The 15,296-nt window shown below is 57.2% G+C and carries 13 protein-coding genes and 1 pseudogene; 11 read left to right on the top strand and 3 right to left on the bottom strand.

Translation table 11 applies throughout. From position 1 onward, the window contains the following. The first annotated feature begins 2 nt into the window (after positions 1-2). Positions 3-485, top strand: coding sequence for a GNAT family N-acetyltransferase (locus HV127_RS22450; RefSeq protein WP_182238917.1), 483 nt, complete (start codon positions 3-5; stop codon positions 483-485). Here the strand turns inward: HV127_RS22450 and HV127_RS22445 are convergent. Further along, the gene (locus HV127_RS22445; RefSeq protein WP_182238915.1) at positions 439-1,317 is read right to left on the bottom strand and encodes a LysR family transcriptional regulator; all 879 of its coding nucleotides are present in this window, start codon (positions 1,315-1,317) and stop codon (positions 439-441) included. The two genes, HV127_RS22450 and HV127_RS22445, sit on opposite strands and share 47 nt — an antisense overlap. 105 nt (positions 1,318-1,422) lie before the next feature. Here HV127_RS22445 and sad point away from each other — a divergent pair, with 105 nt between their 5' ends. The 8 genes and pseudogenes from sad (at position 1,423) to HV127_RS22405 (ending at position 10,575) form a co-directional block, all read left to right on the top strand. After that, positions 1,423-2,808 (top strand): succinate-semialdehyde dehydrogenase, encoded by a 1,386-nt coding sequence (sad, locus tag HV127_RS22440; protein ID WP_182238913.1) that lies wholly within the window; start codon positions 1,423-1,425, stop codon positions 2,806-2,808. A gap of 239 nt (positions 2,809-3,047) precedes the next feature. Next, positions 3,048-4,049: an MsnO8 family LLM class oxidoreductase gene (locus HV127_RS22435; protein WP_182238911.1), complete on the top strand. Its 1,002-nt coding sequence runs from the start codon at positions 3,048-3,050 to the stop codon at positions 4,047-4,049. After that, on the top strand, positions 4,046-5,167 hold the full coding sequence (locus tag HV127_RS22430; protein ID WP_182238909.1) for an amidohydrolase: 1,122 nt from the start codon (positions 4,046-4,048) through the stop codon (positions 5,165-5,167). Before HV127_RS22435 ends, HV127_RS22430 begins: the two co-directional genes overlap by 4 nt. A 24-nt stretch (positions 5,168-5,191) precedes the next feature. Beyond that, positions 5,192-7,465, top strand: a pseudogene (locus HV127_RS22425) (NtaA/DmoA family FMN-dependent monooxygenase). 11 nt (positions 7,466-7,476) lie between these two features. Continuing rightward, positions 7,477-7,986 carry a GNAT family N-acetyltransferase gene (locus HV127_RS22420; RefSeq protein WP_182238907.1) on the top strand — a complete coding sequence of 170 codons (510 nt, stop codon included), beginning with the start codon at positions 7,477-7,479 and terminating at the stop codon, positions 7,984-7,986. Positions 7,987-7,995: 9 nt separating this feature from the next. Then, positions 7,996-8,922 carry an amino acid ABC transporter permease gene (locus HV127_RS22415; protein ID WP_182238905.1) on the top strand — a complete coding sequence of 309 codons (927 nt, stop codon included), beginning with the start codon at positions 7,996-7,998 and terminating at the stop codon, positions 8,920-8,922. Next, positions 8,906-9,685, top strand: a complete 780-nt coding sequence (locus HV127_RS22410; RefSeq protein WP_182238903.1) for an amino acid ABC transporter ATP-binding protein — start codon at positions 8,906-8,908, stop codon at positions 9,683-9,685. The genes HV127_RS22415 and HV127_RS22410 overlap by 17 nt, the downstream gene beginning before the upstream one ends. Further along, positions 9,682-10,575 carry a transporter substrate-binding domain-containing protein gene (locus HV127_RS22405; protein WP_182238901.1) on the top strand — a complete coding sequence of 298 codons (894 nt, stop codon included), beginning with the start codon at positions 9,682-9,684 and terminating at the stop codon, positions 10,573-10,575. Before HV127_RS22410 ends, HV127_RS22405 begins: the two co-directional genes overlap by 4 nt. A 65-nt stretch (positions 10,576-10,640) precedes the next feature. Here the strand turns inward: HV127_RS22405 and HV127_RS22400 are convergent, their stop codons facing one another. Next, positions 10,641-11,951, bottom strand: a complete 1,311-nt coding sequence (locus HV127_RS22400; protein WP_182238899.1) for an MFS transporter — start codon at positions 11,949-11,951, stop codon at positions 10,641-10,643. 232 nt (positions 11,952-12,183) lie between these two features. Then, on the bottom strand, positions 12,184-13,380 hold the full coding sequence (locus tag HV127_RS22395) for an L-talarate/galactarate dehydratase (RefSeq protein ID WP_182238897.1): 1,197 nt from the start codon (positions 13,378-13,380) through the stop codon (positions 12,184-12,186). Between the two features lie 303 nt (positions 13,381-13,683). Between HV127_RS22395 and HV127_RS22390 the strand changes: the two genes are divergently transcribed. Both HV127_RS22390 and pptA read left to right on the top strand, forming a co-directional pair. Further along, positions 13,684-14,688 (top strand): LacI family DNA-binding transcriptional regulator, encoded by a 1,005-nt coding sequence (locus HV127_RS22390; protein ID WP_182238894.1) that lies wholly within the window; start codon positions 13,684-13,686, stop codon positions 14,686-14,688. Between the two features lie 109 nt (positions 14,689-14,797). Then, positions 14,798-15,025 carry a tautomerase PptA gene (gene pptA / locus HV127_RS22385; protein ID WP_142982082.1) on the top strand — a complete coding sequence of 76 codons (228 nt, stop codon included), beginning with the start codon at positions 14,798-14,800 and terminating at the stop codon, positions 15,023-15,025. Positions 15,026-15,296 lie beyond the last annotated feature (271 nt).

Raw genomic sequence — 15,296 nt, 5'->3', positions numbered from 1 at the left:
TTATGTATACCATCGCCGCGACCCCGCTGAACCACCCGGAATTGAACGCCTTGATCGCCCAACTGGACGTCTACCAGCAGGCGCTTTATCCGGCTGAAAGCAACCATCTGATAGATCTTAGCGCACTGCCGCCTGAATCGGTGATTGCGCTGCTGATCCGCGACCCGCAACAGCAGGCCGTTGGCTGTGGGGCAATTGTGCTGGGGGAGGAGGGCTTTGGTGAGATGAAGCGGGTATTTATCGACCCGACCCATCGCGGTCAGCAGCTTGGCGAGAAACTGCTGGCGGCGCTGGAAGAAGAGGCTTTACGGCGCGAGTGCCACACCGTGCGTCTGGAGACCGGCATCCATCAGCATGCGGCCGTGGCGTTATATACCCGTAATGGCTATCAGACCCGCAGCGCCTTCGCGCCGTATCAGCCGGACCCGTTAAGCATCTTTATGGAGAAACTGCTGCTTGTCGATCTTCGTTCAGCAGCGCTATAAACGCTTCAAGTTGACGGGTTTTCGCCCCGCGACGCCACACCAGACAGGTCGTTAGCCAGCGCCACTCTTCGGCCAGCGGCCAGGCGGAGACCTGCTGATGGCCCGGCATGCTCTCCAGCATGCTGCGCGGGATCAGCGCCAGCCCGGCCCCAGTAATCACGCAAGCCAGCATCCCGTGATAGGACTCCATTTCGTGAATTCGACCCGGCGTGGCGCGATCGGCATGGAACCAGCTTTCAAAATGACGTCGATAGGAACAGTTGGCGCGAAAAGCATAGACGCTGGCTCCGTTCACTTCGCTGGCACGAGCAATCGGCGGGTGGCCCATTGGTGCTACGATCATCATCTCTTCCGGGAATACCGGTAACCCTTCAAGCCCCGGATGCACCACCGGACCGTCAACAAAGGCCGCGCTAAGGTTGCCTTCAAGTACGCCGTCGATCATGGTGCCGGAGGGGCCGGTGGAGAGGGCAAGATGAATCTTTGGGTAGCGCTGATTAAAGTGCGCCAGCGTAGTAGGGATACGCACGGCGGCGGTACTTTCCAGCGATCCGAGCGAAAACAGCCCCTGGGGTTCATCCCCGGCAACCACCATGCGTGCCTCATCAACGAGAGCCAGAATTTGCTGACTATAGCGTAAAAAACTGTGCCCGGCGGGCGACAGGCGCAGGCGCTGGTTTTCGCGGATAAACAACTCGACGCCGAGATCTGCCTCCAGTTGGCGAATACGGGTCGTCAGGTTAGACGGCACGCGATGTACCTTCTGCGCGGCCTGAGTGATGCTGCCGGTAATAGCGACGGCGTTGAACATCTCGAGTTGGGTCAGATCCATAGCATTCTCTTTTCGTGAAAATGTTGCTTAATATTATTCATTTTTAATGAATGGCAGGGTAAGCCAGAATAAGGTCACTTCGCAATCAACACAGAGAGAAAAACGATGAATTTATCTGCAACTCATGCGGTTTCCGTGAATCCGACGACAGGTGAAATGGTGTCGTCTCTGCCGTGGGCGACCGAACAGCAAGTCGATTCAGCGATTGCCCTTGCGGACCAGGGTTATCGCCAGTGGCGCAACGTCAGCGTGGCGAACCGCGCGGCGGCGCTGCGTAACGTCGGCAGCGCGATGCGTGTCCGCGCTGAAGAACTGGCGCAAATGATTAGCCTTGAGATGGGCAAGCCGATTGCCCAGGCGCGCGGCGAAGTCGCTAAATCAGCCAATCTTTGCGACTGGTATGCCGAGCATGGTCCGGCGATGCTTGATACCGAAGCGACTCTGGTTGAAGACAATAAAGCGGTGATTGAATTCCGCCCGATGGGTCCCATTCTGGCTATCATGCCGTGGAACTTCCCTGTGTGGCAGGTGCTGCGCGGTGCGGTACCGATTCTGCTGGCAGGTAACAGCTATTTGCTCAAACATGCGCCGAACGTGATGGGAAGCGCGGCGATAATTGGTGAAATCTTCGCACAAGCGGGCGTCCCGGCTGGCGTGTTTGATTGGGTTAATGCTACTAACGACGGTGTTTCACAGATTATTAACGATTCGCGTATTGCCGCCGTGACCGTCACCGGCAGCGTGCGGGCCGGGAAGGCTATTGGCGCGCAGGCCGGCGCAGCATTGAAAAAATGCGTGCTGGAGCTGGGTGGCTCCGATCCATTTATCGTGCTAAACGACGCCGACCTCGACGAGGCGGTAAAAGCCGCGGTGATTGGTCGTTATCAGAATACCGGGCAGGTCTGCGCCGCCGCAAAACGCTTTATCGTTGAAGCGGGGATTGCTGACGCCTTTACGCAGAAATTCGTCGCCGCCGTCGCCGCGCTGAAAATGGGCGATCCGCGCGATGAGCAGAACTATGTCGGGCCAATGGCGCGCTTCGACCTGCGCGATGAGCTGCATGAGCAGGTGCTTGCAACTTTAAAAGAAGGCGCAACGCTGTTGCTGGGTGCGGAGAAAATCGAAGGCGCGGGTAATTACTATGCGCCAACGGTGCTGGGGAACGTCACTTCTGAGATGACGGGTTTCCGTCAGGAGCTGTTTGGCCCGGTGGCGACTATCACCGAAGCTCGAGACGCCAACCACGCGCTGGCGCTGGCAAACGATAGTGAATTTGGCCTCTCTGCGACGGTTTATACCACCAGTGAGGAGCAGGCTCAGCGTTTCGCCAGCGAGCTGGAGTGCGGCGGAGTGTTTATCAACGGCTACTGCGCCAGCGATGCCCGCGTGGCGTTCGGCGGGGTGAAGAAAAGCGGATTTGGTCGTGAGCTATCCCACTTCGGCCTGCACGAATTCTGCAACGTGCAAACCGTCTGGAAAGATCGTCGTTAAACTCCAGAAAACCCCGGCTCGCGCTGCGCTCTGCCGGGCTACGGGTTCACAATCGTCTGTGGACCGGTAGCCCGGACAGGTGCGCCAGCACCGCCTCCGGGAGCTTTTGACCTTTCCCAATGGTACTCCATACCCCCCGCATATCTAATTTCCGGCAGAGCACATGTAAATAAATTGTTTCTCAGCGGCCGCGACCGATTCTAATAATGCAGACATGTTAATTCACATGAGCCTGCGAAATGTCTTATCGAATCAGTATCCTGGATAAAAGCCCTCTGGCAGCCGGGGAAACGGCAGCACAGGCGCTGGCGCGTACATTAACGCTTGCGCAACAGGCGGAAACCTGGGGCTATCACCGTTTCTGGATTGCCGAACACCACAATACCGACCAGCTCGCGAGCCCGTCGCCGGAGCTGGCGATCGCCTGGATCCTCGGACAAACCCGTAAAATTCGCGTCGGCTCTGGCGGCGTCATGCTGCAACACTACAGCCCGTACAAAGTGGCGGAAAATTTCAATATGCTCGCCGCCATTGCGCCGGGGCGCGTTGATCTTGGCGTCGGCAAAGCACCCGGCGGCCTGCCGCTCTCCACTCGCGCTTTACAACAAGGGCTTAATCCACAGGAAAAAGGCTCATTCGCAGACCAACTTGCGCAACTGGATAACTGGCTATCGCTAACCGATGCCGATGGTGAAGAGAGTGTGCGCGCCACGCCGATCCCGCCGCGTCGTGCCGATGGCTTTCTCCTGGGAGCCAGCCTTGAGAGTGCACAGCTGGCGGCGCAGCTTGACTGGAACTTTGTCTTCGCTGCTCATCTCAACGGTGATAAAAACCTGCTGCGCGACGTACTGGCTCGCTGGCGTGAACTCAGCCGTCGCGAGGCGATTGTCGCGGTTCAGGTGGTGGTCGCTGGAGATGCCGCCACCGCAGCCGAACTGGCGAAACAGGTAGAAGTGTGGGGCGTTGAGCTGGAAAACGGCCAGCGGGTGAGCGTTGGCAGCGAAGCGCAGGCTGCGGCGTTTGCCCGTCAGGCGGGCAGCAGGCCAACGCGTATTGCCCGCCGGGAATCTGCCGTGTTGTTTGGTACCGCGGAAGAGGTGAAAGCGCAGCTCGATGCGCTCCAGTCCGACTGGAACATTGACGAATTTATTATCGACACCCCCATTACCGACGGCGCGGCGCGTCTTAACTCCTTACGCCTGCTGGCCCAGGCGCATCTGAGCGCGGAGGTGCAGCCATGAGCTTTGACGAGCAGTTAATTCGCTGGCGGCGCGAGCTGCACCAGTACCCGGAACTCTCGTTGCAGGAAGTCGACACCACCGCGCGTATTCGCGACTGGCTGCAAAGCGGTGGTATCAACTTGCTGCCTTATGACCTGAAAACCGGCGCGGTCGCCGAAGTCGGTTCTGGTGATAAGGTGATTGCTCTGCGTGCCGATATCGACGCATTGCCCATCGAAGAGGCAACCAGCGTAGCGTTTCGCTCGCAAAATGCCGGGGTGATGCACGCCTGCGGGCATGATATCCATACCAGCGTCATTCTTGGCGCGGCCCTTTTGCTTAAACAACGCGAAGCGCAGCTTGCGGGACGAGTCCGCATTCTGTTCCAGCCAGCGGAAGAAAACTTCGGCGGCGCGAAGACCCTGATCCGCGCGGGCGTGCTGGAGGGCGTATCGGCGATTTTCGGTATGCATAATGAGCCGGGCCTGCCGGTTGGTGAATTCGCCACCCGCGGCGGCGCGTTTTACGCCAACGTCGATCGTTTTGTCTTTAAGGTGACCGGTAAAGGTGCGCACGCCGCACGGCCCCATGAAGGCAAAGACGCCATCCTGCTGGCCAGCCAGCTAGTCACTCTGCTGCAAAGCGTCGCCAGCCGCGAAGTGAATACCCTTGATTCCGTGGTGCTTAGCGTGACGCGTATTCAGGGCGGCAATACCTGGAACGTGCTGCCGGAAAGCGTTGAGCTGGAAGGGACGCTGCGCACCCACAGCAGCGAAGTTCAACAGCGGGTAAAAGCCCGGGTTAGCGAAATTGCCGCCGGGTTTGCCAGCGCCTTCGGCGCGCAGATAGATGTGTTCTGGTATTCCGGCCCGACTGCACTGGTGAATGACGAACGCTGGGCTGCCTTTGCCAGCGACGTGGCCGATAAATCCGGCTACCGCACGCACCATGCGGATTTACACCTCGGCGGTGAAGACTTTGCCGTTTATCTCCAGCATATTCCCGGCGCGTTTGTCAGCATCGGCAGCGCCAGCGAATTTGGTCTCCACCATCCGGCGTTTAATCCGGATGAGCGTTTAATTGCCCCGGCGGCGCACTATTTTGCCAGCCTGGCGGAACAGGCACTTCAACAACTGTAGATTTTGACAAGGGAAGGGTTAACGATGTCTGAACAACGGCAACTGCGCATTGGCACGATATTACATGGCGCATCGGGAAATATGTCAGCATGGCGTCATCCGGCTGCGCTAGCGGATGCCAGTATTAATTTCGATTTTGTTAAGCAAACGGCGCTAAAAGCGGAAGAGGGCAAACTCGACTTTATTTTTGTTGCCGACGGTTTATATATTAATGAAAAATCGATCCCGCATTTTTTAAATCGCTTCGAACCGCTGACGGTATTATCCACCCTGGCGGCGGTGACTTCGCATTTAGGCCTGGTTGGTACTCTGTCGACCTCCTACAGCGAGCCTTTTACCACCGCGCGCCAGTTTGCCAGTCTCGACCACCTGAGCGGTGGTCGCGCGGGCTGGAACGTGGTGACCTCGCCGCTGGAAGGCTCAGCGAAAAACTTCTCCCGTGCGCAGCACCCGGACCACGCGCTACGCTATCGCATCGCCGATGAATATTTGCAGGTGGTGAAAGGGCTATGGGACTCCTGGGAACAGGACGCTTTTGTGCGTAATAAACAGAGTGGGCAGTTTTTTGATAAAAATAAGCTTCACACTCTCGACCACTACGGCGATTTCTTTAAAGTTGCCGGGCCGCTGAATATTGCCCGCACCCCGCAGGGCCGTCCGATTATATTTCAGGCCGGTGCGTCCGATGACGGTAAAAAGCTGGCGGCGACCCATGCTGATGCTATTTTCACCCATCAGGAATCGCTGGCGGAAGCACAGGCTTTTTATCGTGATGTGAAAAGCCAACTCGCAGCTCATGGTCGTCATGATAATACGCTACATATTTTCCAGGGCGTCAGCGTGATCGTTGGCGATAGCGCCGACGATGTAGAGCAGCAATATCAAACCACCGCCGCGCTGGTATCGATTGACGATGCGCTGAATTATCTCGGTCGCTATTTCGAGCACCACGACTTTGCCCAGTATCCGCTGGATGAGGTTTTCCCGGATATCGGCGACCTCGGGCAGAACAGCTTTCGCAGCACCACTGATGAGATTAAACGCAACGCCCGCGAGCGCAGCCTGACCCTACGCCAGGTGGCGCTGGAAGCCGCCAGCCCGCGTCCGCGTTTCGCCGGGACCGCCGAAGAGGTGGCCGATGGTTTGCAACTGTGGTTTGAACAGCGGGCGGCGGACGGTTTTATTATCCAGGGCGGCACGCCGGATACCTTCCCGCGCTTTGTGGACCAGGTGGTGCCGATTCTTCAGCAGCGTGGGTTATTTCGCCACGACTATCCCGGCACCACGTTGCGCGAAAGCTTAGGGCTGGCTGAGCCCGTTAATCAATTCCAAAAACAATAATAGAGAACACCCGCTATGCAGAAAACGCAGAAAAAATCGCTATTACTGGCGCTTGCGCTGGCCGTTAGCGCCTCATCCTGGGCGCAGAACGTGAATATCAACGGCACCGGCGTGAGCCTGGAAGCCAACAAAACGCCGATTCATACGGCGAAAAATCCGCAGGCCATTGCGCAGTTGCCGAAAGGTCTCCACCTGGCCGTGCCGGGCAAACTGACCGTCGCGGTGGCAGCGCTGAACTCGCCGCCGTTGACCGTATTCTCCGACGATAACAAAACCCTGCTCGGCAGTGAGGTGGATATCGCCCGCCTGGTGGCCGATAGCCTCGGGCTGGAGCTGAACGTGGTCCCCACCTCATGGGAAGACTGGCCGCTCGGCGTCGCCTCTGGCAAATATGATGCCGCAGTCAGCAATATTACCGTCACCAAAGAGCGCAAAGAGAAGTTCGACTTTGCCACCTACCGCAAGGATTCGCTCGGCTTTTACGTGAAGAGCACCAGCCCGCTGAACAAAATTGAAAAAGCGGAGGATATCGCCGGGCTGCGGATCATCGTCGGATCCGGCACCAATCAGGAAGCGATCCTGCTGGCGTGGAACGCTGAAAACGTCAAGAAAGGACTGAAGCCGTTTACCCCGGTGTATACCAAAGATGATGCCGCCCAAACTTTGGCGCTGCAATCCGGGCGAGCCGATGCGTTCTTCGGTCCGAACGTCATTGGCGCGTGGAAAGCAGCGCTGACCGGCAAAACCAAACTGGTGGGCAGCGTTGACGGCGGCTGGCCGAAGGCGGCGCATATCGCGGTAACGGTGAAAAAAGGCAGCGGCCTGGTGGAGCCAGTACAGACGGCGCTGAACGGCGCAATTCAGAGCGGCGACTACGCCAAAGTGCTGAACCGCTGGGGCGAAGGGGTGGAGAGCATTCCACAATCTGAAATTAACCCGCCCGGACTTGGCGACTAACAGGAGGCGTTATGAGCGATATCTTCCGCGATGTGTCTCCGGAAACGCCGGAGCTACAGCCGATAATTGAGGGGCTGTTTGGCGAATACGCCTCGCGTTACGGTGATTATTTTTCCCGTGATGCCGAAGTCGAGCTTACCGAGTGGTATCTGGCTCCGCAGGGGCTATTTATTGTGCTGGAGCGCGACGGCGAAATTATCGCCACCGGTGCGTATAAGCCGAAAGATACCAATACCGCAGAGATCAAGCGGATCTGGACCCATCGAGGTCTGCGCCAGCAAGGACTGGCGGGGAAAGTTGTGCAAGAGCTGGAGCGCCGGGCGCTGCTGGCAGGCTATAGCCACATCTACCTGACCACCGGTTTTCGTCAACCGGAAGCGGTACGGCTCTACCTGAGCCAGGGCTATGAGGCGCAGTTTGACCTCAATCGCGACCCGGAAGAGTACAGCCTGCCGCCGTTCGATGGTCGGCTGCGCTTCACGAAAGCGCTGGCGGTCAGCGCACTAAGCCAGAGCGCTTAAGGAGCCAATATGCATACCCCGGAAACGATTAAGGTTGTCCCCGCACGCTATCCGCTGCGGGCGGTTGGCGCGGTGCTGGCGCTGCTGGCGCTGGCAGTGGTCATTCAGTCCGTTGCTTTTAACCCACGCTGGGAGTGGGGCGTCTTTGCCCGCTGGTTCTTTGACCCGGTGATCCTCGAAGGTCTGGGGCAGACGCTGCTGCTGACTTTGCTCGGTACGGTGCTGAGCGTGATTTTAGGCGGCCTGCTGGCGCTGGCCCGACTCTCCAGTTCATGGCTGCTGAGCAGCCTCGCCTGGGGTTATATCTGGCTGTTCCGCTCGCTTCCGCTGATCGTGGTGCTGATTATTCTCTACAACTTCTCTTATCTCTACGACACCCTGTCGATTGGCATTCCGTTCACCGGCATTAGCTGGGCTAACTTTGAAACCATCAACGTACTGGGGCAGTTTTCTACCGCCGTGGTTGGGCTCACGCTGGTACAAAGCGCTTACACCGCCGAAATTATTCGCGGCGGTTTCCTTGGCGTCGATCACGGTCAATATGAAGCTGCGGCGGCGCTGGGGCTTCCGGCCAGCCGTCGCACCCTGCGCATTATTCTGCCGCAGGCGCTGCGCACTATTTTACCGGCCGGTTTTAACGAAATTATCAGCCTCGCGAAAGGAACGGCGATGGTCTACGTGCTGGCGATGCCGGAGCTGTTCTACACCATCCAGATGATTTACAACCGCACTCAGGAAGTGATCCCGCTGCTGATGGTTGGGGCCGCCTGGTATCTGGTGATCACCAGCGTGCTGTCGCTTATTCAGTATCCGGTTGAACGCGGCCTGGCACGCAGCGAACGCCGTTCGGCGGTCAATAGCGCACGCAGCAGTCGCCGCGTTGAACTCGTTCGTCGCCCACAACCGCAGGAGCCCGTTCATGCCCAACTCTCATAATGGTCATATTTCCATTACCGGCGTCAGCAAATATTTCGGTCGCCATAAAGCGCTCGATGACGTGTCGCTGGAAATTAAACCCGGCACGGTCACGGTGATCCTTGGGCCGTCCGGTTCGGGAAAATCGACGCTGTTGCGGGCGATTAATCACCTTGAGCGTGTCGATGAAGGCTTTATCCAGATTGATGGCGACTATATTGGCTACCGTCGTAAAGGCGATAAGCTGTATGAATTGAAAGAGAAAGATATCCTTCGTCAGCGGGTTAACGTCGGTTACGTGTTTCAGAACTTCAATCTGTTCCCGCACCTGACGGTGCTGGAAAACCTGATTGAAGCGCCCATCGCCCATAAACAGGTAACCCGCAAAGAGGCCATTGAACGCGCCTATGAACTGCTTGATGTCGTTGGGTTGCGCAATAAAGCCGACGCCTGGTCGCGGCACCTTTCCGGCGGTCAGCAGCAGCGCATCGCCATTGCCCGCGCGCTGGCGCTCAACCCACGAGTGATTCTGTTTGATGAACCGACCTCCGCGCTCGATCCCGAGCTGGTGGGGGAAGTGCTGGATGTGATTAAAAAACTGGCGCGCTCCGGTACCACTCTTGTTGTGGTGACCCATGAAATCGGCTTTGCCAAAGAAGTGGCGGATCAGGTGGTGTTTATGGTCGACGGCAAGATTGTCGAACAGGGCAGCAGCGATGAGGTGCTCAACCATCCGCAGCATCAGCGCACGCGACAATTTTTATCGAGGGTATTACCTGCATGAGAAATGGATTTGTTGCCCTGACACTATTCACCCTGTCTGCTGGTACGCAGGCGGCAATCGACCTGCGCGCCAATGAGCAGCCGCTGCCGGTGACGCGCGATGAACAGGCAATCGCGAAGATCCCGGTAAACTATCGGTTCGTTGAACCAGGAACGTTGACGGTCGCTATTTCAGCGCTCAATTCGCCGCCTCTGGCGCTGCTGGCCAGCGATAACCGCACGCGTATCGGTAGCGATCCGGATATCGCACGGCTACTGGCCGGGAGCCTTGGATTGAAGCTGAAGCTGGTGCCCACCGCCTGGGAGGACTGGCCGCTGGGGATCACCTCCGGGCGCTATGATGTGGCGCTGGTCAATATTGCGGTGACCGAGCAGCGTAAAGAGAAGTTTGATTTTGCCACCTACCGCGTCGACTCGCTGGCGTTTTCCGTGAAATCCACCAGCGATATCGCCCGTGTAAACGGTCCGGCGGATCTTTCCGGCAAAAAGGTGATTGTCGGTTCCGGGACCAATCAAGAGCGAATTCTACTTGGCTGGAATGCCGAAAATGAATCCGCCGGGCGCAAACCGGCGCTGCCCGTCTACTTGACCGATGACGCTTCCGGCAACCTCTATATTCAGTCCGGACGGGCGGATGTGTTCTTTGGTCCTCAGTCGGTGGCGGCTTACAAAGCGGCGCTAAGCGGCAAAACTAAAGTCGTGGGGCTGGGGCCGAAAAAAGCTTACGTCGCCACTACCACCAAAAAAGGCAACGGACTGGTCTTTGCGCTTCAGGCCGCGCTGGATGGTGCTATTGCTCGCGGAGAGTACCAGAAGGTGCTTGCCCGCTGGGGCGAGCAGGGCGAAGAGGTGGCGCAATCGCAGGTTAATCCGCCGGGAATAACTTACTAAAAAAACCGCTGTTCCGCAGGAGTGTGATGCGAAACAGCGGGGGCGAATTCTCGCCAGGTCTTAAATTAAGCGGTACGCGGGGTCAGGGTCAGGCGGTCCAACGGCCCGACGATAAACAGATAGGAGAACAGACCCAGTACGCCCATGGAACCGACGTACAGGATGGCGTAATCAAACGACTGGGTTTTAGCAAGGATCACCCCAATCACCAGTGGGGTGATGATGCTTGCCAGGTTACCGCACATGTTGAATACGCCGCCCGCGATGCCGAGCATCTCTTTTGGCGAGGTGTCGCTGAGCACGCACCAGCCAAGGTTGCCAAAGCCCTTAGCAAAGAATGCCAGGCTCATGGCGGCGATCACCACCACTTCTGAAGAGGTGTAGTTGGCGACGACAATCACGCAGGAGAGCAGCATGCCGCAGATCACCGGTAGCTTGCGGGCGGTGGTCAGGCTGTAGCCGCGCTTCAGCAGCCAGTCCGAGAACACGCCGCCCAGCAGGCCGCCGATAAATCCGGCAATCGCCGGGATACTGGCGACAAAACCAACCTTGAGGATTGACATGCCTTTAGCCTGGTAGAGGTAGGTCGGAAACCAGGTGAGGAAGAACCAGGTAATCGACGTGACGCAGAACTGGCCGATATAGACGCCAATCATCATGCGGTTGACGCAAACGCTCTTAATTTGCGCAAGAGTTAATTTCTGCTGTGTTTTTTTGCTGCCTAATTCCGGCTCGCCGCCACCTTCACGAATATAATCGAGCTCCTGCTTATTTATTGCTGGATGATGTAGCGGGTCTCTAACTTTAACTAGCCAGAATATCCCCAGCACGACGCCGATAGCGCCAATATAATAAAAGACATAGTGCCAGCTTAGATTATGCAGAATAATCGTCATCAACGGCGTAATAATGCCCAGTGAAATATACTGCGCGGCTTGATAAACCGAAGTCACGAATCCACGTTCTTTATTCGGGAACCACTGAACGCTTAAGCGACTGTTGGCGGGAAAGGCCGGTGCTTCGATGGCCCCCATCATCAGGCGCAGGATCACCAGTACTACCAGCGGGCTGGCGAACATAAAGATTGTGCCCTGGAACATGGTCACCACTGACCAGCCGATCAGCGCGCAGCCGTAGACCAGACGCGAGCCATATTTATCCAGCAGCCAGCCGCCGGGTATTTGCATAATAACGTAGGAAATACCAAATACCGAAAACGCCAGACCCATCGCCTCCGGGTCAAAACCTAACTCTTTACTCATAATTGGCGCGACGACGGACAGCGTTGCCCGGTCAGCATAATTAAATACGGTGGCCAGAAATAAAAATAATAATATACCGTAACGCACGTTGCTGCGTTTTATTTGCTGTTGCATTTTAATCAACTCCTTTGCAGGGTTGTGTATTGTGGGTACAGCCAAAAAGAGGTTTTTCCCCGGTAGAGCTACGGGTTTTCAGTCGTTTGCGGGCCGGTAGCCCGGACAGATGCGCAGCATCGCCTCCGGGAAAATGTTGTTTTCTCCCGGGGGCGGCGCTTGATGCGCCTTGCCCGGGCTACGGGGCCTGTAGCTCGCATAAGGCGTTTACGCCGCCATCCGGGGAAATCGATTATGGGCGTTTACCAAACTCGCAGCTTTGCTGGGTCCAGCGGCGGGCCTGTTCGCTCAGGGTAAAGCCGAGACCGTGGCGCTCAGAAACCCACATCCGGCCGTCACGCAGCTCAAGCTGCTCATTAAACAGCGGATTCAGCCACTCGAAGTGCTCCAGCCACGGCTCCAGCGGATAGGCGGCAGCAAGGTGCAGGTGGACTTCCATCGCAAAGTGCGGGGCCAGCTTACGGCCATGCTTGGCTGCCAGATCCATAATTTTCAGGAACGGAGAGATCCCGCCGACGCGTGGGGCATCCGGCTGCACAAAGTCGCTGGCATTACCGAGGATCAGCTGTTCATGCTCGCGGAAGCTGGTCAGCATCTCACCGGTCGCAATTGGCGTATCCAGCGCGGCGGCGAGCTGCGCGTGGCCTTCGACATCGTAAGCATCCAGCGGCTCTTCAATCCAGATAAGATTGAACTGCTCCATTTTGCGTCCCATACGGATGGCGGTTTCGCGATCCCACTGCTGGTTGGCATCCACCATCAGCGGGAAATCATCGCCCAGCACCTCGCGCACTGCCGTCAGGCGTCGAATATCTTCAGCCGTGTTCGGCTGACCAACTTTTAGTTTGATCCCACCGATGCCGTTCTCGCGGGAGATAGCCACGTTTTTCAGCACCTGATCCAGCGGCGTATGCAGGAAGCCGCCGGAGGTGTTGTAGCACTGCACGGAATCGCGATGCGAGCCGAGCAGTTTTGCCAGCGGCAGCCCGGCGCGTTTGGCTTTCATATCCCACAGCGCAATATCGATAGGGGAGATGGCCTGCATCGCCATGCCGCTACGACCAACCGAAGCACCGGCCCACAGCAGTTTGGTGTAGATCTTGTCGATATCGTTCGGGTCTTCACCGAGCAGGTTATCGGCAATCTCTTTGGCGTGGGCGTAAATACCCTGGCCGCCTGCACGCTTGGAATAACTAAAGCCAACCCCTTCAAAACCGTCGCGGGAGCGGATTTCGGCAATGATAATCGCCACTTCGGTCAGCGGTTTTTGCCGTCCGGTGAGGACCTTGGCATCGCTGACAGGGGTCGCCAGCGGCAGGAAGGCCAGCGACAGTTTGACGTGTTCAATGCGATCGCCGGTTTCAGCGGCGGTTTTGACGCCGGAAGCTTTGGCGTAAGTCACGGACTCGGAATTAGCGCTAGAGGTCATGGTAAGTTCCTTTTGGATTAAAAATGTTTGCGCTAACATTTTTAATCCTGATTTTGTTTTTGCGCCACGACGTTGATTTTAATTTGTACAAACGATCACAATTAACGGTTCTTAATGGTAAAATTATGCAATGCATATCACGATCCAAAGAGATTTGTGAATATTCACAATGCATAATGATAGCGATAACATTTTATTTTGCAGATCGTTGATTCTATTGAGGATGCGCAGGAGCAGGCTGGCAATTGCGTAGGGCTTCATCAATAATGCCCACAACAAACGACTCAACACGGGGACTTAGTCGTGAAAAGCAGAAAACCGACGCGTGCACCGACGCTGGATGATGTTGCCCGTACCGCCGGGCTGTCGTCGATGACGGTCAGTCGGGCGCTGAATACGCCGCAGCTGGTCAGGCCAAAAACGGTAGAAAAGGTGATGCAGGCGGTGCAGGCCACGGGCTATATCACCAATGCGCTGGCCGGTGGCCTGGCGTCACGGCGCAGCAAGCTGGTTGCGGTGGTGGTGCCGCAAATCAACAACAATATGTTTGTCGATACCATTCAGGCGCTGAGCGATACCCTGGCGGCGCGCGGTTACCATATGCTGCTGTGCGTGGCGGGCTACAGTCGACAGACCGAAGCCGAGCTTGTGGCAACCCTGCTTTCGCGACGCCCGGACGGCGTGGTGTTGACCGGGATCCAGCACGCCCCGGCGCTGAAGAAAACCATTCTTAATGCCGCCACGCCGGTGGTGGAAATTTGGGATTTGACGCCGACACCGCTGGATATGCTGGTGGGCTTTTCCCATGAAAAAGTGGGCGAGACCATCGGCGAGTATTTGCTGGAAAAAGGCTATCGCCGTCCGGGACTGCTGTGGGCAGGGGACTCGCGTGCGGCCCTGCGTAAACAGGGGCTGTGCGCCCGGCTGGCTAAACACGGTTTTGAAGATGCGCCGCAGGTCGAAGTGCCGCTTCCGGCGTCGCTGGCGCTCGGGCGCCGCGGCCTGGCTGAGCTGCTCGGTTCCGGCGAGTTTGACGTTATTGTCTGCAGTTCCGATACCCTGGCACAAGGTGCGATTATGGAAGCCGAAAGCCGCGGTCTGCGCGTACCGGAGGACCTGGCGGTGATCGGCTTTGGCGATCTGGATTTCGCCGCCAGCAACCGTCCGGCTATTACCACCGTCAGCGTTGACCGCCACGCCATCGGTGAGCAGGCGGCAACTTTGTTAGCCGACCGCATCGAAGGCAGCGGAGAAGAAGAGGTGATTGTTGATATCGGCTTTCACCTGGTGGTGCGGGAGTCAGCGTAGATTTGTTAAAGGGGGAATGGGGTATTGCAGAGCAATGTTAAGGCACGAAAAGAAAGTCGAGATACCCGGTCTGTGATAGCTTTATCGTTCTGACAATAAGGAGCCTGCTATGCCACACGTAGATATTAAATGTTTCCCCCGCGATCTGAACGATGAACAAAAAACGGCGCTGGCTGCCGATATTACCGAAGTGTTGGTTCGCCATCTGAGCAGTAAAGACAGCTCGGTGAGCGTGGCCCTCAAGCAGGTTGACCCGAGCGACTGGCAGCAGGTCTGGGACAGCGAAATCGCCCCGCAGATGGAGCAGTTGATTAAGAAACCGGGTTACAGTATGTAACTACGCTGCCTTCCCGGAGGCGATGCTATGCATCTGTCCGGGCTACCCGCCTTCAGACGTCTGCGAACCCGCAGCCCGGGCAGGCGCTTTGTGCCGCCCCCGGGAGGAAGACCGCAGAGTGTTGCAGAGTCTTCCCGGAGGCGATGCTGCGCATCTGTCCGGGCTACCCGTCTTCAGCCGTCTGCGAACCCGTAACCCGGGCAAGGCGCTTTGCGTCGCCCCCGGGAGGAAGACCGCAGAGTGTTGCAGAGTCTTCCCGGAGGCGATGCTG

The sequence above is a fragment of the Klebsiella sp. RHBSTW-00215 genome (genome assembly GCF_014103785.1).
GTDB lineage: Bacteria > Pseudomonadota > Gammaproteobacteria > Enterobacterales > Enterobacteriaceae > Klebsiella.
Note: the sequence above shows the minus strand (reverse complement) of the source record. Positions and strands in the feature narration are given on the sequence as shown.